The following is a 19,929-nucleotide window of genomic DNA, read 5'->3' as shown; positions in this document are numbered from 1 at the left end:
TCAGTTATTCTCCTGTAATTGCGTCCCATTTCATCTACTTTTAGTTGGCTGGACATATAAACCTTGATTTGCTAAAGTTTGCTCAATTTATTTAAATTGGTAAGACCAATTTACAATGGGAGCTGAAAGGCCGATGGCTTATAGTAAAATAAACCAGCCAAAAATTTCAGATGTGATCATGAGCCAATTAGAGCAAATGATCTTGGAAGGAAGCATTCAACCTGGGCAAAAGTTACCCCCCGAGCGAGAATTAGCCTTGCAGTTTGAAGTGTCTCGCCCTTCATTGCGAGAAGCAATTCAAAAGCTTGAAGCGAAAGGTTTGTTATTACGTCGACAAGGCGGTGGCACTTATGTCAAGCAACAGCTTTGGCAAAGTTTGGCGGACCCGATTGTTGAGCTGATGCATAATGACTCTGAAAGTCAGTATGATCTGCTAGAATTTCGTCATGCTACAGAAGGCATGATGGCATATTTTGCGGCATTACGAGGTACGGATGCCGACATGCAAAATATTAAGCGCTCTATAATGGAAGTAGAGGCTGCAGATGAGATTAGTGAGCAAGCCGGTGCGATTGTGCAATTTCATCGTGCTGTCGCTGAAGCGTCTCATAATGTGGCAATGCTGCATTTAATTTTAAGTTTGACGCCTGTGCTGCATAAGAATGTGGAACAGAATTTGGCGTTGCTTCGTCGTCGAGAAGAAGCCTCGACGATGGCAAATGAACATAGGCGAGCCTTATTGGCGGCCATTGTTCGTCGCGATCCCGATGCAGCAAGAGCGGCTTCTAATGAGCATTTGAGCTACATTGAAGAAGTCATGCTCTCTGTGCGGGAAGAAGATAGTCGGTTGCAGCGTAGTTTGCGCCGTTTAAAGAGCGAAAATTAGTTGATATTCAAGTTACTTGGAAATGTGATGCAAATTTAATGCAGTGTTTCCAAAGGGTTTGGGTAACCAAGCTTAACTGATTTTCCAATGATAACCCTGTATATAGGAAAGGACAGTGTCATGTCTGAACATATGCTACAAGATTTAGATCCATCTGAGACCCAAGAATGGCTAGCGGCGTTAGAGTCAGTTGTTCGTGAAGAGGGTGTTGAACGTGCACAATATTTACTAGAGCAAGTACTTGATAAAGCACGCTTAGATGGTGTGGATATGCCTACAGGCATCACGACCAATTACATCAATACCATTCCAGCATCACAAGAACCTGCTTATCCAGGTGATACGACGTTAGAGCACCGTATTCGCTCTATTATTCGTTGGAATGCCATCATGATCGTGTTGCGCGCCTCGAAAAAAGATCTCGAGTTGGGCGGACACATGGCATCTTTTCAGTCATCGGCTGCTTTCTATGAAGTGTGTTTTAACCACTTCTTCCGTGCGCCGAATGAGGTTGATGGTGGTGATTTAGTTTATTATCAAGGGCATATTTCTCCTGGTATTTATTCTCGTGCTTTTGTAGAAGGACGTTTAACGGAAGAGCAGTTAGATAATTTCCGTCAAGAAGTGGACGGAAAAGGGATCCCATCTTATCCGCATCCTAAATTAATGCCTGAATTTTGGCAGTTCCCGACTGTGTCTATGGGCTTAGGTCCTATTTCTGCTATTTATCAAGCTCGCTTTCTTAAGTACCTTGATGGTCGCGGCATGAAAGATACCAGTGCTCAACGCGTATATGCTTTCTTAGGTGACGGCGAGATGGATGAGCCTGAGTCGCGTGGTGCGATTTCTTTTGCTGCCCGTGAAAAGTTAGATAACTTATGTTTCTTAGTGAACTGTAATCTACAGCGTCTCGATGGCCCTGTGATGGGTAACGGTAAAATTATTCAAGAACTCGAAGGCCTGTTTAAAGGTGCGGGTTGGAATGTCGTCAAAGTCATCTGGGGTAATAACTGGGATTCACTGTTAGCGAAAGACCATTCCGGTAAATTGTTACAGTTAATGAACGAAACCCTTGATGGTGACTATCAAACCTTCAAGTCGAAAGACGGTGCTTATGTTCGTGAGCATTTCTTTGGTAAGTACCCAGAAACGGCGGCCTTAGTTGCTGACATGACTGATGCGCAAATTTTTGAGCTTAAGCGTGGTGGTCATCAGTCCTCTAAGTTGTATGCGGCATTTAAAAATGCGCAGGATACCAAAGGTAAGCCGACCGTGATCCTCGCTAAGACCGTTAAAGGTTATGGCATGGGTGATGCTGCTGAAGGGAAGAACATTGCTCACCAAGTGAAGAAAATGGACATGAGCCATGTGCGTCAGTTGCGTTCACGTCTTGGCTTAGAACATTTAATTTCTGATGGAGATGTGGATAATCTCTCTTATGTGAAGCTTGAGGAAGGTTCAAAAGAGTTCGAATATTTACATGCTCGCCGTCAAGCATTGCATGGCTACACGCCACAACGTTTGCCTAATTTCACTCAAGCATTGATTGTGCCTGAAGTTGAAGAGTTTAAGCCGTTATTAGAAGCACAGAAACGTGATATTTCTACGACGATGGCGTTTGTTAGAACGCTCAATATTTTGTTGAAAAATAAAAATATTGGTAAAAATGTAGTGCCTATCATTGCTGATGAAGCGCGTACTTTTGGTATGGAAGGCTTATTCCGTCAAATTGGTATTTACAATCCTCATGGTCAAGAATACACACCTGAAGACAGAGGTGTTGTGTCTTACTACAAAGAAGCCACTTCAGGTCAGGTTTTACAAGAAGGGATTAATGAGTTAGGGGCAATGTCATCTTGGGTGGCAGCGGCAACGTCATACAGTACTAACGACCTTCCTATGATCCCATTCTATATTTATTATTCTATGTTTGGTTTCCAACGTGTAGGTGATATGGCTTGGATGGCGGGCGATCAGCAGGCTCGTGGCTTCTTACTGGGGGCAACGGCTGGCCGTACAACCTTAAATGGTGAAGGTCTACAGCATGAAGATGGTCATAGTCATATTCTTGCGAACACTGTGCCTAACTGTGTCTCTTATGATCCCACATTTGCTTATGAAGTGGCAGTCATCATGCAAGATGGTATTCGCCGTATGTATGGTGAGCAAGAAAATGTCTTTTATTACTTAACGGTAATGAATGAAAACTACGCCATGCCAGCGATGCCTGAAGGTGCAGAGGAAGGTATTCGTAAAGGGATTTATAAGCTTGAGTCTTATGCAGGCACTAAGCAAGTGCAGTTAATGAGCTCGGGTACTATCATGAATGAAGTACGCAAAGCGGCGCAAATTCTCAGTGAAGAGTACGGTGTTGGTTCTGATGTCTTCTCAGTAACGTCATTTAATGAAATTACACGTGAAGGACAAGATGTTGAGCGTTATAACATGTTGCATCCGACAGAGACGCCTAAAGTGTCTTACCTTGCACAAGTGATGAGCTCAGCGCCAGCCATTGCGGCGACCGATTACATGAAAAACTATGCTGAGCAAGTGCGTGCTTTTGTTCCGGCTCAATCATTTAAAGTATTGGGTACGGATGGATTTGGCCGTTCAGACAGCCGCGAGAATTTGCGTCGTCACTTTGAAGTGAATGCAGGTTATGTCGTTGTTGCGGCTTTATCTGAATTAGCGAAAACAGGTGAGATAGAAGCCAGTGTGGTTAGCGACGCTATCGCTAAGTTTGATATTGATGCAGATAAGCGCAATCCACTTTACGCATAAGAGGCAAAAAGAATGACAATCGAAATTAATGTACCGGATATTGGTGCTGATGAGGTTGAAGTCACTGAGATTTTGGTTAATGTCGGTGATACTGTTGAGTTAGAACAGGCGTTGATTTCTGTCGAAGGCGATAAAGCTGCGATGGAAGTGCCAGCTCCACAAGCGGGTGTCGTGAAAGAGATTAAAGTCATTGTGGGTGACAAAGTCGAAACTGGCTCATTCATTATGGTGTTTGAGGCTGATGCAGGTACACAAGAAACTGAAGTGGTTAATACCCCTGCAGTTGAGGTTGCTGCTGAAGCGGCTCCTCAAGTGACAACCAGCGCGTTACAAGACATTTTCGTGCCGGATATCGGTGGTGACGAAGTTGAAGTGACTGAGATTTTAGTGGTTGTCGGCGAAACCGTCACAGAAGAGCAAGCATTATTGACTGTTGAAGGCGATAAAGCCTCAATGGAAGTGCCTGCACCACAAGCCGGTGTAGTGAAAGACATTAAAGTCAGTCAAGGCGATAAAGTATCGACAGGCTCTTTGATCATGGTATTTGAAATTGCTGGTGGTCAGAGTGTTCAAGTTGAAACCCCTGCACCTGTTGCTTCTACTCCAGCAGCGCCAGTGACGCAAGCGGCTTCAGGCGCGAAAGATGTGAATGTTCCAGACATTGGCGGTGATGAAGTCGAAGTGACTGAAATCATGGTCGCTATTGGTGATGTTATAGCAGAAGAGCAAGCAATACTCACCGTTGAGGGCGATAAAGCGTCAATGGAAGTGCCTGCACCTTTTGCCGGTAAAGTGACTGACATTAAAGTGGCTGTGGGTGATAAAGTCTCTACAGGTTCATTGATCATGGTGTTTGAAGTGGAAGGCGCAGCGCCGGCCCCTCAAGCGGCTGCTGTTGCCACGCCAACAGCGCCTGTAACACCAACGACGTCTGCGCCGCAAACTCAGAGCGCATCGAGTAATGACTTTGTTGAAAACAAAGAATATGCCCATGCATCGCCAGTGATTCGTCGTTTAGCACGTGAATTTGGTGTGAACCTTGCGAAGGTGAAAGGAACAGGCCGTAAGAATCGCGTACTCAAAGAAGACGTACAAAATTACGTTAAAGCTGCGGTTAAGCAAGTCGAATCAGGCAAAGCCCCTACAGGGCAAGCACAAGGTTCAGAGTTAGGCTTGTTGGCATGGCCAAAAGTGAACTTTAGTAAGTTTGGTGAAACTGAAATTAAGCCACTGTCTAAAATTCAAAAAATATCTGGCGCGAATCTGCACCGTAATTGGGTGAAAATTCCTCATGTTACTCAGTGGGATAATGCTGATATTACTGAATTAGAAGCTTTCCGTAAGGCGCAAAATGCCGCGGAAGCGAAGAAAGATTCAGGCATGAAGATCACCCCTTTGGTGTTTATCATGAAAGCGGCTGCCAAGGCATTAGAAGCTTTCCCTAACTTTAACTCTTCTTTATCGGAAGATGGTGAAAGCCTGATTTTGAAGAAGTACGTGAACATTGGCATTGCCGTTGATACGCCAAATGGCCTAGTGGTTCCTGTCTTTAAAGATGTGAATAAAAAAGGCATTCATGAACTGTCAGCTGAGTTGATGGTGGTGTCTAAGAAGGCGCGTCAAGGTAAGCTTACTGCGGCAGACATGCAAGGTGGTTGTTTTACCATTTCTAGCTTAGGTGGATTAGGCGGTACGGCCTTTACACCGATTGTGAATGCACCTGAAGTGGCTATTCTAGGTGTGTCTAAGTCTGAAATGAAGCCTGTGTGGAACGGTAGCGATTTCATGCCAAGGCTAATGTTACCATTATCACTGAGTTATGATCATCGTGTTATCGATGGTGCTGATGGTGCGCGTTTTGTTACATATTTAAATGGGTGTTTATCTGACATTCGCACCTTGATTTTATAGAAAAAAAGGCGACTCGACTAGGGTCGCCTTTTTAATACTCAGTCAAAGATTGTGATCAGTATCAAACACAGGTTAAAATGCGGCCACCCTACAAGATTTAGCAATATCTAAATGTCGATATCAGATCTTTGGTGCCGTCAACGTAATGAGAAGAATAGAGGAAAACATGAGTAACGAAATCAAAACTCAGGTCGTCGTACTAGGCGCAGGCCCAGGCGGTTATTCAGCAGCCTTTCGCGCAGCCGATTTAGGTCTAGAGACTGTCATAGTTGAACGTTTTGACACCTTAGGTGGTGTTTGCTTAAACGTTGGCTGTATCCCATCTAAAGCCTTATTACACATATCTAAAGTGATAGAAGAAGCGAAAGAAGTCGCTCATCATGGTGTGTCTTTTGGTGAGCCACAGATTGATTTAGATAAACTTCGTGGCTTTAAAGAAAAAGTGGTTGGACAGTTGACTGGCGGACTCGCTGGCATGTCTAAAATGCGTAAAGTGAATACTGTACAAGGTTTAGGTAAGTTTACTGGTCCTAATACACTTGAAGTGACCGCAAAAGATGGTACTGTGACTCTTGTCCAGTTTGAAAATGCCATTATTGCTGCAGGTTCTCGTCCTATTCAATTACCTTTCATTCCTCATGAAGATCCCCGTATTTGGGATTCTACGGATGCATTAGAGCTCAAAGAAGTGCCAGGTAAGCTGCTGGTTATGGGTGGGGGGATCATTGGTCTAGAAATGGGCACGGTTTACTCGTCTCTAGGCAGCCAAATTGATGTCGTGGAAATGCTCGATCAACTTATTCCTGCCGCCGATAAAGATATTGTTCGTAACTACACTAAGCAAGTTAAAGACAGATTTAACTTAATGTTGCAAACCAAAGTCACAGCCGTTGAAGCAAAAGATGATGGTATCTATGTGTCAATGGAAGGCAAGGGTGCACCTAGCGATCCTGTACGTTATGATGCAGTATTAGTGGCGATTGGTCGTACGCCTAACGGTAAGTCTTTAGATGCTGATAAAGCGGGCGTAAATGTTGATGAGCGTGGCTTTATCAATGTTGATAAGCAATTGCGCACTAATGTGCCGCATATTTACGCGATTGGTGATATCGTGGGTCAACCTATGTTGGCACATAAAGCGGTTCACGAAGCGCATGTTGCTGCTGAAGTGATCTCAGGTCTTAAGCATTTCTTCGATCCAAAAGTGATCCCATCCATTGCTTATACTGCGCCTGAAGTAGCTTGGGTTGGTTTGACAGAGAAAGAAGCCAAAGAGCAAGGTATTGCTTATGAAACGGCTAACTTCCCATGGGCTGCGAGTGGCCGTGCGATTGCATCAGATGCCAGCGAAGGTATGACTAAACTTATCTTCGATAAAGAGACTCATCGCGTGATTGGTGGTGCTGTTGTCGGTGTGAATGGTGGCGAGCTATTAGGTGAAATTGGTTTAGCCATTGAAATGGGTTGTGATGCAGAAGATTTAGCGTTAACTATCCATGCTCATCCAACCTTACATGAATCAGTTGGCTTAGCGGCTGAAGTCTATGAAGGTTCAATTACTGATCTGCCAAACCCTAAGGCAAAAAAGAAAAAGTAATTTCTTTTTGTTAGTTTTAATAATAAAAGGCGCTCATAGAGCGCTTTTTTTGTGTTCAATATTGTCGATATGTGAGTTTTTATGAGTGTTTTTTGAACGAAAATGATGTTTTTATCAGATTAACTTTTTTTAACCTTGAAGTTAACTCCCAAGTTATTGTTAATGATATGTTTGTATTTTTTTGCGTTTCTTTGTGGTCGATGATAAGAACTCAAGTTATTCAGATAAGACAACAAAAATTTACGTTGTTGTATTTTAAGGCCAGAAACAATCGATTATTGTGTTTTTTTATTTTTTACAGAATGTATTTCATTATTTATCAATATGATTTTTATTGTAAATATTTTCTTTGTCGTTTTTTAGCACATAGAGGCTTTTTTGTGCTTTTGATGCGCTATCATCGTTTTTCATATCCACTTGATGTTTTTAAAATGTATATCATATTTAATATAAAGGTGAATAAATATTCTCTAAATGATACATTTACACAATAGTTAAATCTGCTGTCAGTCGTATGAAAAAGAGAATAATAAAAATAGCACTAGGTCTGATCTGCATTTTTATGGGTCTGTTCAATTTAGTTCAGGCTGGCGATTTAGTGCAGCGAGTGTTTAGTGATCGTGATGGGTTGAGTAGTACAACGGTTCGAGATATTAGTTTTGATGTGCACGGGTTCACTTGGCTTGCAACTGAAGAAGGATTATATCGAGTCAGCAACACTAAGGTCAGGCGTATTGATAAGCGTGAGGCGGGCCTAAATTTAGACAGGAATATTTTTAATTTAGTCGAACCATTAAATGAGCAATATGTATTAGTCAGTACGGCTCATCAAGTGTATTTGTATGATGTGATCCAAGATAAATTTCTTCGTTTTGGTTCCAAGGCGTTATTTCCAGAATATCAAGCTGATGGGGTTGTTGATTTTGTTAAGCAACCAGATGGCAGCTATTTGCTACTGACTTATGATGGTGAGCTACTTAAATTTTCGTGCCAATCACTTGGGCTTGAATTACTCAGTTATTTGCCGTTTCACCCTGATATTCCTTGGCGCTACATGACGAATATGGGGGAGCAGATCCTTGTTGCGACAGAACATAGTTTACAAGTAAGAGATAAGTTTGGAGCACGTGAAGCACAAGTTGGTTGGGATGAGACTTTAGGCACAATCAAGCAACTTTTTACAGATACTAAAGGCCAAGTATGGATGGCGACAAGCCATGGGCTTTATCAGTTCGATAGTCAAAATTATAGTGTTAAGCCTATTACTCAATTACCTTATTATGTGGCAAAAATCACTGAAGATGATCAAGGTTTTTTTTGGCTGGCCACACGAGTAGGCTTACTTAAGTGGCACTCGAATCAAATTGAGGCTACAACCTTTAACGGTGAGCTACAAAATGCCACTGATTTAGATTATATCCATGCTATCAATATTGATGCTAATGGCTTGATTTGGATTGGGGGATCTGGTGATGGAGTGGCTATTTTGGCTGAGTCTCCTGACTTTTTGTTGGATGTTATTTCTCGCGCAGCACCTTATCAGCTTTCAAGTGAGCTTATTTGGTCAATTTTATCGGATGATAACATTTTATGGCTTGGCACGGATGGAGGATTAGTTCGCGTCGATAAGCAAAAACAGACTAGTACTAGGGTGATGCCAAAGGGACTTAAAGTCAGTAATAGCATTTATCAAATCCATAATTTTATGGAGGATCAATTGCTCTTGTCGACAACCAATGGGCTGATTGTGGTTGATAAAAGTGATGAAGTTGATGAGAAAAACCGATGGCAGGGGCAGCGTCACTTTTTAGAAAATAAAGTGATTTATAGCAGTTATCAAGATCCTCTCTATCCTGATAATTGGTGGATAGCAACCAGTACGGGTTTATTTTTGTGGGAACCTAAAACGGCTAAACCTAAAAAAATCAGATTAGGTTTATCTGAAAATAATCAAGGCTTGTATAAGGTTAATATTGTTTACCGAGATAATGATCGTTTATGGATAGGTGGTGACGATCTGTTTGGCTATTTAGATGAGAATAATCAATTTCATTCTTATTTAGAAGAAATATCAATTAATAATATGCCTTCAAGTGTGGATGTCATTGAAGAAATAAGACCAGGGGTCTTATGGTTAGGGACGGCTGTAAATGGCTTAATTGAGTTTCAGATTAATACCCAAAAAGCCAGTTCATTAGAGAAGTTATGGGGTGTTTCTTGCCAAAGTGTTTATTTTATTCAGCAAACGGATAAAGCGCGTATTATTGGCTGTTCATCTTCTATTATTCGTCAAGATAAGACCACACATGATGTGTTAGTGATTAATGATAATGATGGTTTGATCAGTAATGAGTTAAACCAAGGCGCCTACTTCTACGATTCCAGAGAAGGGCTATATGTCGGTACGCCCGATGGTGCCATGTTGTTAGACACCGATAGATTGAAAAACAGAGTGCAACAAAGTAGTGCGCTTATTGAGTCAATTAATGTGCATTATGACAACCGTGTTCAGTTAAGTCTATTACCAGAAAAAGCCAATGTGATCGCACCCGGTGCAAAATTGATTACTTTTCAGTTAAGTCGTAGTGATTATTTAGATGACAGTTTAATGGTGCTTAAATATCGCTTGATGCAAGCAGGAACAAGGAAAAACACTGATTATTTGTTGTTAGAAGGACAGCCCCAGCTGAATATTTTAGGGCTTAAAGCGGGGGATTATGTATTAGAAGTCTTGGTGCAACAAAATGGTATTTGGGCGAGTCGTCCTTTACTATTTTCTTTTACTGTTGAGGAATTTTGGTGGCAATCAGTTTGGTTTACAGTGTTTGTGGTGTGCATTTTATTGGGAGTTTGTCTTATAGGTTTTGGGCTACGCCGTCAGCATGGCTTAGCCTTTAAAAGTGTCAATAATGCCCTTTTAGAGAGTGAGGATAGATTACGTCAGTCTCTAAAGGGGAGTGATTCTGAGCTGTGGGAGTGGCGACGGGAAACGGATCTGTTTCGCCTTGGGAATGAAAGTGGAGTGTTGGGAGTTGAAGAGAAGCTGGTTTATTTAACTGAGAGTGAATTTCCAGTTCATAAAAAGGAAAAAAGTGCGGTTATTGGTGAGTGGCATGACATGTTGGCTGGACGAAAAGAGCGTTTTGATTGCGAATATCGTTATCGACGTCTGGATCGTTCATGGGGATGGATGAAAGTGCGAGGTCGGCCGGTTGAATGGAATGAAGTCTCTGGTGATATCACGCGGGTCGCCGGTATTTTTACTGATGTTACGCAGCAAAGACAATTAGAAGATGATATAAAATTGCTCGCGCAAGCTTTTGAGAATACTTCTGAAGGTGTACTCATTCTTGACAATCATGAGCAGGTTAAAGTCACCAATAAGGCGGCTAAAGAACTCATTGGCGCTGATGACACCTTAATTGGCTGGTCCTTTGCTGAATTGGTCTTACTTTATAATGGACGCTTTAGCACCATTGCTGAATTACTCTCTCAAAATACCACTTGGACGGGAGAGTGTGAATTAGTGCGGGAAAATAACTCACCTTGTCCCATTTGGTTGAATATTTCGGCGATTATTGGTGAGCGGGATGAAATCACGCATTTTGTTGCTGTTTTTTCTGATATTACAGAAAGAAAACGTGTTGAAGCGAATTTAAGGCAGTTAGCGAATTTCGATATGCTGACGGGATTGCCTAATCGCGCTTTATTTTCAAATCGATTATCAAAAGCCATTTACCATGCCCAGCGCAAAGATGAGAAATTAGCGTTATTGTTTTTAGATTTGGATCGTTTTAAACATATCAATGATTCCTATGGTCACAGTATGGGAGATGCCTTATTGGTTGAGGCGGCAAAACGATTGCAATCCTGTGTTTCTTCCGATTATTCACTGTGTCGCTTTGGAGGAGATGAGTTTGTCTTGCTTTTGCCTAATATTACTCATATCGACGTCGTTAATCAGGTGTGTCAACAGCTTTTGACTGCAATTGCTGCACCCTTTTCTTTATATGGGCGAGAGTTTTATATTTCTACCAGTATTGGTGTCAGTTTGTGGCCTGAAGATGCCAATCAAGCGGAGACGTTAATTAAAAATGCTGATCTTGCCATGTATCATGCAAAAGAAGAGGGTAGAGGTAATATTCAATATTACTCTGCCGAGCGTAATGAGCAAGCACTTTACCATATGGGGTTAGAGGTTGATTTGCGTAAAGCCATTGAGCGCAATGAATTGGAGCTTTATTACCAACCGCAAATAGATACAAGTCAGAGTAATCAATTGATTGGTATGGAGGCTTTATTAAGGTGGAAACATCCTAAAGAGGGATATATTCAGCCAGAACTCTTTATTAAAGTAGCTGAAGGGTGTGGGCTGATTATTGATATTGATCGTTGGGTATTAAAGCAAGCGTGTTCTCAATATCGGCAATGGGATAAGCCAGAAAATAGTCATATCAAATTGTCGATCAACATTTCGAGTATCCACTTTTTACAGAGTGATTTTATTGATTCAATAAAAGGGATTTTTGAGCAAACTCAGTGTCAACCATCGAATATTGTGCTTGAGATTACTGAAGGGGTATTGATGAAAGAGCTGAATGTTGCTAAAGCGCACTTATCGGCACTAAGGCAATTGGGCGTGAATGTGGCCATTGATGATTTTGGTACGGGTTATTCATCGTTGGCTTATTTACGCCATTTTGATGTAAGCAGTCTCAAAATAGATCGCTCTTTTTTAAAGCATATCACAGCCAATAAAGCGGATCAGGCTATTGTCAGTAGCATTATTGAACTGGCAAATAACTTACACCTGAATTTAATTGCAGAAGGAGTGGAAACCCAAGAGCAATTACAGCAAGTACTCAGTCGAGGTTGTTATCAAATTCAGGGCTATTATTTTTCAAAGCCGCTGACGTTTGATGATATGCAGGCTTATATGAAACGCTTCTCTTTAACGGCTTAACATTTTCATATTCATTAACATGTAAAGATTATCTTATGGCTTCTCGTTTATTGCTATTGATGTACTTACTGGTATTTTCATCTTTTTTGCCAGCACAAGAAAGACCAAGTATTGGTTTAGTGTTAAGTGGTGGCGGTGCTAAAGGTGCCGCTCATATCGGTGTATTGAAGATCCTTGAAGCGAATCGCATTCCCATTGATTATATAGCTGGAACCAGTATCGGAGCTTACGTTGGCGGCATGTATGCCTTGGGTTACAGTGCGGCAGAAATTGAATCAATCATGATGAATACAGATTGGACTAAAGGCTATTCTGATACCATACCTAGAGAGGAGTTAAGCTATCGCAATAAAGGGTTAAGGGATCAATATAATATTCCTATTAATATGGGATACAGTGATGACACGGCTAAATTTCCTGCAGGTTTATTACGTGGGCAGAGCATGTCACAGTTATTGCGAAAATCAACAAACCTCGTTCAGGAATTTTCAAGTTTTAATAATTTATCAATACCTTACCGTGCTGTGGCAACGGATCTTGAAACCAGTGATGCCGTTATTTTAGATTCGGGGAGTTTAGTGCAGGCGATGCAAGCTTCGGCATCGGTTCCGGGCGCATTAGCGCCAACAGTCATTAATGGAAAATTGCTTGTTGATGGCGGGATTGCTAATAACTTGCCTATCGATGTGGCCAAATCCATGCATGCCGATATTATTATTGCAGTTGATATTGGATCGCCACTGGTTGATAAAAAGCAGCTTAATAATACCATCGATGTATTGAGTCAGCTATCGACTATGCTCACCAATGCTAGTTCGATGAGGCAGAAGCAATTACTCACCCAAAAAGATGTGCTAATTCGGCCTGAAATTGATGATTTGAGTACGACGGATTTTTCAATTATGCCCACGGCATTATTGTTAGGACAAGAAGCCGCTCTGGGGCAGCTAGAGCAGCTACTTGCCTTTCAAGTGAGTGAGGATGACTACGCGGCTTATCTAGACCGTAAGCGATTACGCAGTGAGCTATGGCGTCAAGAATTACTCAAACCTGTGATCCGTGTTGTGATTGATAATGATGCGTATGTAAATGATTCTCTTATTCGAGAGACTTTCAATATTAAAGTGGGAGAGGATATTACCACTGAGCAGCTAGAGGAAGGAATTGAGCGTGTTTATGCTTTAGATTTATTTGAACGTGTTGATGCCGAATTTACTGATACCCAAGAAGGTCGGGTATTAACGCTAATAACTAAAGATAAGTCTTGGGGGCCGAATTACTTTCAACTGGGGTTCAGTTGGGAAGATGATTTTAATAATGATTCGATCATCGAAGTGGATTTGGCGTATACCTTGACCAATTTGACTGCAAATGGCGGTCAGTGGCGCAATGAGCTTTTACTTGGATATAACAAGAAGATAGCGACTGAGTTTTATCAGCCTTTAGATCCTAGGGAGCGTTATTTCAGTCGAGCGCGGCTTGATTTCTCCTCTACCCATATACAGTATTATCAAGATAACATTCTGTATTTAGAGGTCATACAGAAAACCTACGGTAGCGAGTTAGGGCTTGGAGTGAATTATGACAATGGTGGCAGTATCGAGTTGGGGGCGTTGGGTGAAATTGGTTCATTGAGTAATAATACCTTGGATGCATTTGAGCTGGATTACACTAGCTATGGTGCCTATTTGAAGTTTGGTTTTGATGATTTGGACAGTATCAATTTTCCCACGACTGGGAATCGATTTACATTGGATATGTATCTACGCCATGAAGATTACGAACAAACTACTGTGGTGAACAATGAGGGGTATTCATTTCAAATTGAGGCGGATTGGCGTGGAGCGATTAGGATAAGAAATCATGTATTCATGGGAAAAGCCTCTTTTGCGACGGTTAATACAGATACTTTCTTTACGGTGAATACGTCATCTCTAGGTGGCTTTTTAAATCTATCGGGTTACCATCAAGATGCTTTATATGGCTCACACAAAGTGTTTGGTGCTTTAGTGTATCAATATGATTTGGGACGAGATGTGTTGGGATTGACCCAATATCCGCTTTATTTAGGCACAAGTTTAGAGGCGGGTAATGTTTGGGATCAACGAGATGCTGTTGATTTAGGTGATTTAATTTATTCTGGGAGTTTATTTTTAGGGACGAATACAGGCATTGGTCCCACAGCACTGGGCTTTGGTTTTACCAATACTGGCGAGCAAAGTGTGTTCTTGTTTATGGGGAACACATGGTGATATTAAATGTTATTACCATGCTGTTTTGTAAACCTTGGGTTACATGGCTCTAGTTGTTTATTTTATGACTATCGAATAACATGCGAATAATTTTTTATATGAATAACATGTATATTTGAGCGATTTGTAATCAGGAAGGGTTAAGTTGCTTCTATATCGAAGAATAAAATTTGGGGACGATAATGAAAAAAGTGAGTCATTTAGCAATAACCGTAGCCTTGAGCTTAGGGTTAGTTGCTTGTGGAAGTAGCGGGTTATTTAATAGTGCGCCTGAGAAAAATCAATCTAACTTAGCGTCTGGCATTGATAAAGCTAATTTTGATCCTGCCATTCGTCCTCAAGATGATTTTTACTATAGCGTCAATGGCACTTGGCTCGCGACGCACCCTGTTCCTGCAGATAAATCAAACTACGGTGCATTTTCAGTGCTGTATGAGCAAAGTCAGGCAGCGCTAAAAGAGATTATCGAAAAGTCGGCAGCGAAAAAGAACACGGTTCCTGGTTCAGTAGAGCAAAAAGTCGGTGATTTTTATAAAAGTTATATGAATACCGCACTGATTGAGAATATGGGGGTTATGCCGCTTAAAAGCTTACTGAAGCAAATTGATATGGCGAAAGATCATGATGCGGTCGTAGGCATGATGGGAGAATTACTGACCAATGGGGTTACCATGCCAATAAGCTTTTATGTCAGCAACGATGCCAAAAATTCAACACAAAATGCGGTATATCTGGGTCAGTCAGGATTAACCTTACCCGATAGAGATTATTATTTAAAAGACACGAAAAAGTTTAAGAAAAATAGAGCTGAGCTTAAGCAGTATGTTGAAGATATTATGGCGCAGGCAGGCTACGTGTATTCAGAGCGAGCCAGTGAAAGCGTGTCAAAAATAGAAACCTTTATTGCTAGAAGCCAGTGGAGCCGTGTCGAATCCCGTGATGCTCATAAAACCTATAATAAAATGAGTGCTAAGCAGCTTAATGCTAAGTTAGCGGACTTTGATTTCCCTCAATTTGCTAAAGCGGTTGGCTTTAGTCATGCGAAAGACATGATTGTTGAGCAGCCTTCTTATTTTGTCGATTTGGGTAAATATTTTGACTCATTTAGTGTGGAAGAGTGGAAAGACTATATGGCTTTTCATTTAGTGGATGCTTATGCTGAGCTGCTAAGTAAAAACTTTGTTGATTTGCATTTTGATTTTCATGGCAAAACCCTAATGGGGATTGAAGTGCAAAAACCACGCTGGAAGAAAGCAGTTGATGCAGAAGACGAAGTATTGGGTGAGCTAGTTGGACAAGAGTATGTGGAAAAATACTTTAAGCCGGAAGCAAAAGCCAAGATGGAAGTGATGATCCAGAATTTGATCAAAGGCTTTGAAGTCAGTATTAATGAACTGGAATGGATGACGCCTGCCACAAAAGTAGCGGCTCAAGAAAAACTGTCTAAATTCACCTATAAAATCGGTTATCCTGATAAATGGAAAGATTACAGTAAGCTGACCATTAAAGCAGATGATTTAGTGGGTAACTATGAGCGTTATGCTAAGTTCGAATACGCTAAAATGATCGATAAACTGGGCAAGCCTATTGATCGCACTGAATGGCATATGACGCCACAAACAGTGAATGCCTATTACAACCCAGTGATGAACGAAATTGTCTTCCCAGCTGCTATTTTACAGCCGCCTTTCTTTGATATGAAGGCGGATGATGCGGTGAATTATGGCGGCATTGGTGCGGTCATTGGCCATGAAATCAGCCATGGATTCGACGATCAGGGCGCAAAATATGACGGTGATGGTAACCTGCGTGACTGGTGGTCAGATAAAGACAGAGCAGAGTTTAAAAAGCGTGCAGCCAAATTGGCGGCGCAATACTCAAATTATGAAGCCTTGCCGGGTGAATTTGTCAACGGTGAGCTGACATTAGGTGAGAATATCGGTGATTTAGGCGGCCTAACGGTTGCTGAGCGCTCTTATCGTTTAAGCTTAAAGGGTGAGCCTTCACCTGTGATTGACGGTTTAACTGGCGAGCAACGCTTGTTCATGGGCTGGTCACAAGTGTGGCGCCGTAATTATCGTGAAGAAGAGCTTAAGCGTCGTTTGCTTGTGGATCCACATTCACCGAGTCATTTCCGCGCTATGGGCACACCGAGAAACATACCCGCGTTTTATCAGGCCTTTGATGTACAGCCCAGTGACAAAATGTTCTTCCCAGAAGAGCAGCGAGTGAAAATCTGGTAGGCTTTGATGAGTGATTGTTAGGTCGAAAATAAAAAGCGCATTCAAAGGAATGCGCTTTTTGGTTTGTCAATAATTAAGTTAATTGTAAGCCCCAACTTTTAAGTAACTGTTTTGAATATTACCATTAAACAGATTGAACCCTTGAAAATGAAGTATTTTTTCCAAAGGATCGTAGTCTATTTTATTAAAGTTAGTGACAATCAGGCTGCCAAATGCAGGGGTACAAGAAATAATCGGTGTAGCATCATTTTGTTCCACATCAGAGCGGTTCTCCATGATGAGCTCACCTTTTGGTTGGTATCGTACTATGGGGTTGTTATTGGTAATGATTTCTTCTGCTGCATTGATTGTTAATTGAATATCTGCAATTTCAATTTTTTCAGCACATTGAGAAATGATTTCTTTGTATTCACTTATCTGTTCTGGGTATTGCTCTTCACTGTGATAGAGCATCATAATATCGTTTTCATGATCTAATAATAAATAATTCAGATTAGTTAAAAGGCCTTCTTTGAAAATATCGATATCTCCATTACCTTCTTCATTTGGACCTATCAGTACTGCTAGATGACCTTGATCTAAGGTGATGAAGTCGTTAGAGGTTTCTATATTAGCCGATTGAACATGTACAGGGAAACGCTCGTGCGTGTGATCATTGTATCTGGTATCTAAGAGTACAGATACGTGGCCTTGGGTCGTGGTGTGATCTTGTGTACCATCTTTTCTAACTGTGTTATCAACGATGGTGACGAATTGAGGATTGATATAGCTGCTACCTCCTTTACCTGAACCATTATTTTCTCTGCCTGACAGACCGCCACAATAACCACCGCCACCACCTGAGTGGCAAAAGAGACCTGTTACAGCACCGCCGCCGCCAAAGCCAAAGCCGCCTTGAATGCGATTACCATCTTTTTGACCTTGACTGCCTGCTGGATAACCACCTAAGAAGCCTTCAACGGAACCGCCGTGTTCACCATAAATGGGAATGTTGCCACCATCTTGTTCTTTTAAATCTACGCGGCAGACTCGTTGTTCACAGACACCAAATTGACAGGATGCTTCCCAGCCAACCCCATTACCGCCATGGTTTGAACTTTTATTTGAAGGGCCACCTGTTGCGCCGCCTCCGCCACCCGCAACGGCAAGAATAGTCCATTCTGGATCATCAATATGCCTTTTCATTAGTAGTGCACTACCACCACCTCCGGCGCCACATGCAGTTCCTAGAGTATAGGCTCTGGAACTTCCCGCAGCGGCTGCCACTAACCGTAAAACGGCGCCCGGGTTGATTACATTCTCTCCGTCTCCAATGAAGAAGAAGGTTTCTATAGTAGCGCCACCGCCACCTTTACCATAGTTACTTTTTACTCCAAAGTTGACGCCATAGCGATAGCCACCATCTCCTCCTCGTAGAGTGACTGAGATCCCTTCTGCAGTAGTACTTTCCGGAATATAATAATCAACAGTCTTTCCCTGACTATAGAGGATTAGTTCATCATCTACTAACAGTTTTACTTCATTTGCTTTTAAACTTGTTGATATGGCAAACAGCGCACAACAAGCAGTTATTAATTTAATCATGAGGGTTACCTCTTTGGCATTAAAACAGATCGTGTCGTGTATAACCGTTTTAAGGCTGTATTGGATTCATTTGTTAGAGTAAAAACTTAATAATTAGTGTTATTACTCAATTACTTACCTTGTTAAGGTTTATTTGAGTGTTATTTAAGTCAGAGTGCTTTTCAATATTTTTAAATTGTTTCTAAATATGTTTTAAAGGATGTCTTGTGTTGTAAAGATGTGTAAGTCTATGTAAGTATGTGTTGTGTTATTTGTTGGATCTGTCAAATTAAACTCATATTAAACAATGTTTATTTTAGAAATATATGCTTGATAAGTGTGGTTTTATGTTTTTTAGGTAAAGTAAGGTGAGTTAAAAATGTGTGATAAAAGCTGGATAAATCGGTAAAACAAGCCAATTTTTGATATTTGACTTGTTTTATTTTGCCTTCATTTTTGTATTAGGTGTTTACTTGGACTTAAAAACTAAAATTGTTTAGTGCATTTTCTAATACATCGTCTGCGATGATTTCATGGATTTTTGTCGTCGGGTGACTTACTCCCCAAAAAAGATAGCTGTCTGATCCATTAACGACACAATCATCTCTTAATGCATGGGTTTGTAGGTAGTTAATTGAGGAATTTTCATTAATATTCAAACAAGAGTCTTTGACATTGTGCAGTCCAAAGTCTTCTGGAGTGGTAATGATCTGTTCAAAAAAACGTTCTGTATCATAGAGGGTGATGTTCAAACCTTGAGATTGAAGCTCGGGGACTAATGCGTCAATAAAGGTATTAAATTTTTCCACTCTTTTTTGTACTTTTTCGATGTCGTCGTTACTGGCATATTTAAATTGCGGGGCGGTGCTGGCATCAATAAGATTTAATAGCAGTACATTTTCGATACCATTATCCATTAATAAATCGATGGCGTGTTCTAAATCTTCACTGACTGCGGCAACGGTGCGATCGTAACTCACAAAATCGTTGAGCCCAACTTCTAAAGTGACTAAAGTGTTTTGTGGTTGATAATTTTTTGCAACCTGAACTTGTTCTAAATAAGTCTCAATTTGCCCTGTGATCCCTTTGATGATGACATACTTGTCTTCACCTGCCGCCCCGCCGATAGCCCAGGTATACAGGGGGAGTTTAAGTGCCTTGGCGAGATATTCTGTCCAAACAAAACCATTAGAAAAGTGACCTAAGAACCAAGTGCTGTCGTTGGGAAAGATTTCTTGAGAAAAATTATAAAAATTGCCAGTGTCTGAAATACTGTCACCAAAGCTGATAATTTTATTAATTTGCGTGGGCTGCGCTGATGCTTCGTTAGTCCAAATACTGTGATTGTGTGATAGGCGGTTGTCGGCGGCAAAAAACGTAATATCGGCATTGTCATTATCAAGTGCTAACGTCGCTTCACAGCGTTCCTGTATCTCATTTACTGCTGTATCGGTATAAAAAATATCATTCCAGTCATTGGCAGAATACCAGTACCCCTTCAATTTGTAATAATTCCCATTTTCTTTTAAAGCCCATTCCCAATCTGTGGCTGCTTGATCATGGCTATCATCGGTTCTATACCAACATTTCACATAGGTTTTTGTTTCATCTTCTTGAATTGAAGTGATTTCTTTTGTGGATAGGATATTAGTATCTGCATTTGCATAAAAAGACAGACACAAGAGTGATAGTAAAGAATACTTTTTCATTTATACACCTTCAATCTAACCGAG

General features: G+C 41.2%; 9 protein-coding genes. 7 read left to right on the top strand and 2 right to left on the bottom strand.

Annotation, left to right across the window (positions count from 1 at the left end; translation table 11 throughout):
- The first annotated feature begins 133 nt into the window (after positions 1 to 133).
- The 7 genes from pdhR to Q0779_RS17750 all read left to right on the top strand — a co-directional run bounded on the left by pdhR (position 134) and on the right by Q0779_RS17750 (position 16,633).
- The gene (gene pdhR, locus Q0779_RS17780; RefSeq protein ID WP_298774632.1) at positions 134 to 886 is read left to right on the top strand and encodes a pyruvate dehydrogenase complex transcriptional repressor PdhR; all 753 of its coding nucleotides are present in this window, start codon (positions 134 to 136) and stop codon (positions 884 to 886) included.
- A gap of 120 nt (positions 887 to 1,006) precedes the next feature.
- Positions 1,007 to 3,667 (top strand): pyruvate dehydrogenase (acetyl-transferring), homodimeric type, encoded by a 2,661-nt coding sequence (gene aceE / locus Q0779_RS17775; RefSeq protein WP_298774630.1) that lies wholly within the window; start codon positions 1,007 to 1,009, stop codon positions 3,665 to 3,667.
- 12 nt (positions 3,668 to 3,679) lie between these two features.
- A complete protein-coding gene (gene aceF / locus Q0779_RS17770) occupies positions 3,680 to 5,578 on the top strand; it encodes a pyruvate dehydrogenase complex dihydrolipoyllysine-residue acetyltransferase (protein WP_298774629.1) in 1,899 nt (632 codons plus the stop codon).
- A 166-nt stretch (positions 5,579 to 5,744) separates the two neighbouring features.
- Positions 5,745 to 7,175 (top strand): dihydrolipoyl dehydrogenase, encoded by a 1,431-nt coding sequence (gene lpdA / locus Q0779_RS17765; protein ID WP_298774628.1) that lies wholly within the window; start codon positions 5,745 to 5,747, stop codon positions 7,173 to 7,175.
- Positions 7,176 to 7,737: 562 nt separating this feature from the next.
- Positions 7,738 to 12,138, top strand: a complete 4,401-nt coding sequence (locus Q0779_RS17760; protein WP_298774625.1) for an EAL domain-containing protein — start codon at positions 7,738 to 7,740, stop codon at positions 12,136 to 12,138.
- A 35-nt stretch (positions 12,139 to 12,173) separates the two neighbouring features.
- The gene (locus Q0779_RS17755) at positions 12,174 to 14,390 is read left to right on the top strand and encodes a patatin-like phospholipase family protein (RefSeq protein WP_298774623.1); all 2,217 of its coding nucleotides are present in this window, start codon (positions 12,174 to 12,176) and stop codon (positions 14,388 to 14,390) included.
- A 182-nt stretch (positions 14,391 to 14,572) separates the two neighbouring features.
- Positions 14,573 to 16,633, top strand: coding sequence for a M13-type metalloendopeptidase (locus Q0779_RS17750; RefSeq protein WP_298774622.1), 2,061 nt, complete (start codon positions 14,573 to 14,575; stop codon positions 16,631 to 16,633).
- A 78-nt stretch (positions 16,634 to 16,711) separates the two neighbouring features.
- Here Q0779_RS17750 and Q0779_RS17745 read toward each other — a convergent pair whose 3' ends face one another.
- The gene (locus Q0779_RS17745; RefSeq protein ID WP_298774620.1) at positions 16,712 to 18,217 is read right to left on the bottom strand and encodes a glycine-rich protein; all 1,506 of its coding nucleotides are present in this window, start codon (positions 18,215 to 18,217) and stop codon (positions 16,712 to 16,714) included.
- Positions 18,218 to 18,675: 458 nt separating this feature from the next.
- The gene (locus Q0779_RS17740; protein ID WP_298774619.1) at positions 18,676 to 19,905 is read right to left on the bottom strand and encodes an SGNH/GDSL hydrolase family protein; all 1,230 of its coding nucleotides are present in this window, start codon (positions 19,903 to 19,905) and stop codon (positions 18,676 to 18,678) included.
- Positions 19,906 to 19,929 lie beyond the last annotated feature (24 nt).

The sequence above is a fragment of the uncultured Shewanella sp. genome (assembly GCF_947491715.1).
GTDB lineage: Bacteria > Pseudomonadota > Gammaproteobacteria > Enterobacterales > Shewanellaceae > Shewanella.
Note: the sequence above shows the minus strand (reverse complement) of the source record. Positions and strands in the feature narration are given on the sequence as shown.

Excerpts from the sequence above, each read along its gene's own strand:
- pdhR (WP_298774632.1), top strand. The coding sequence starts at position 134 with ATGGCTTATAGTAAAATAAACCAGCCAAAAATTTCAGATGTGATCATG.
- aceE (WP_298774630.1), top strand. The coding sequence starts at position 1,007 with ATGTCTGAACATATGCTACAAGATTTAGATCCATCTGAGACCCAAGAA.
- aceF (WP_298774629.1), top strand. The coding sequence starts at position 3,680 with ATGACAATCGAAATTAATGTACCGGATATTGGTGCTGATGAGGTTGAA.
- lpdA (WP_298774628.1), top strand. The coding sequence starts at position 5,745 with ATGAGTAACGAAATCAAAACTCAGGTCGTCGTACTAGGCGCAGGCCCA.
- Q0779_RS17760 (WP_298774625.1), top strand. The coding sequence starts at position 7,738 with ATGGGTCTGTTCAATTTAGTTCAGGCTGGCGATTTAGTGCAGCGAGTG.
- Q0779_RS17755 (WP_298774623.1), top strand. The coding sequence starts at position 12,174 with ATGGCTTCTCGTTTATTGCTATTGATGTACTTACTGGTATTTTCATCT.
- Q0779_RS17750 (WP_298774622.1), top strand. The coding sequence starts at position 14,573 with ATGAAAAAAGTGAGTCATTTAGCAATAACCGTAGCCTTGAGCTTAGGG.
- Q0779_RS17745 (WP_298774620.1), bottom strand. The coding sequence starts at position 18,217 with ATGATTAAATTAATAACTGCTTGTTGTGCGCTGTTTGCCATATCAACA.
- Q0779_RS17740 (WP_298774619.1), bottom strand. The coding sequence starts at position 19,905 with ATGAAAAAGTATTCTTTACTATCACTCTTGTGTCTGTCTTTTTATGCA.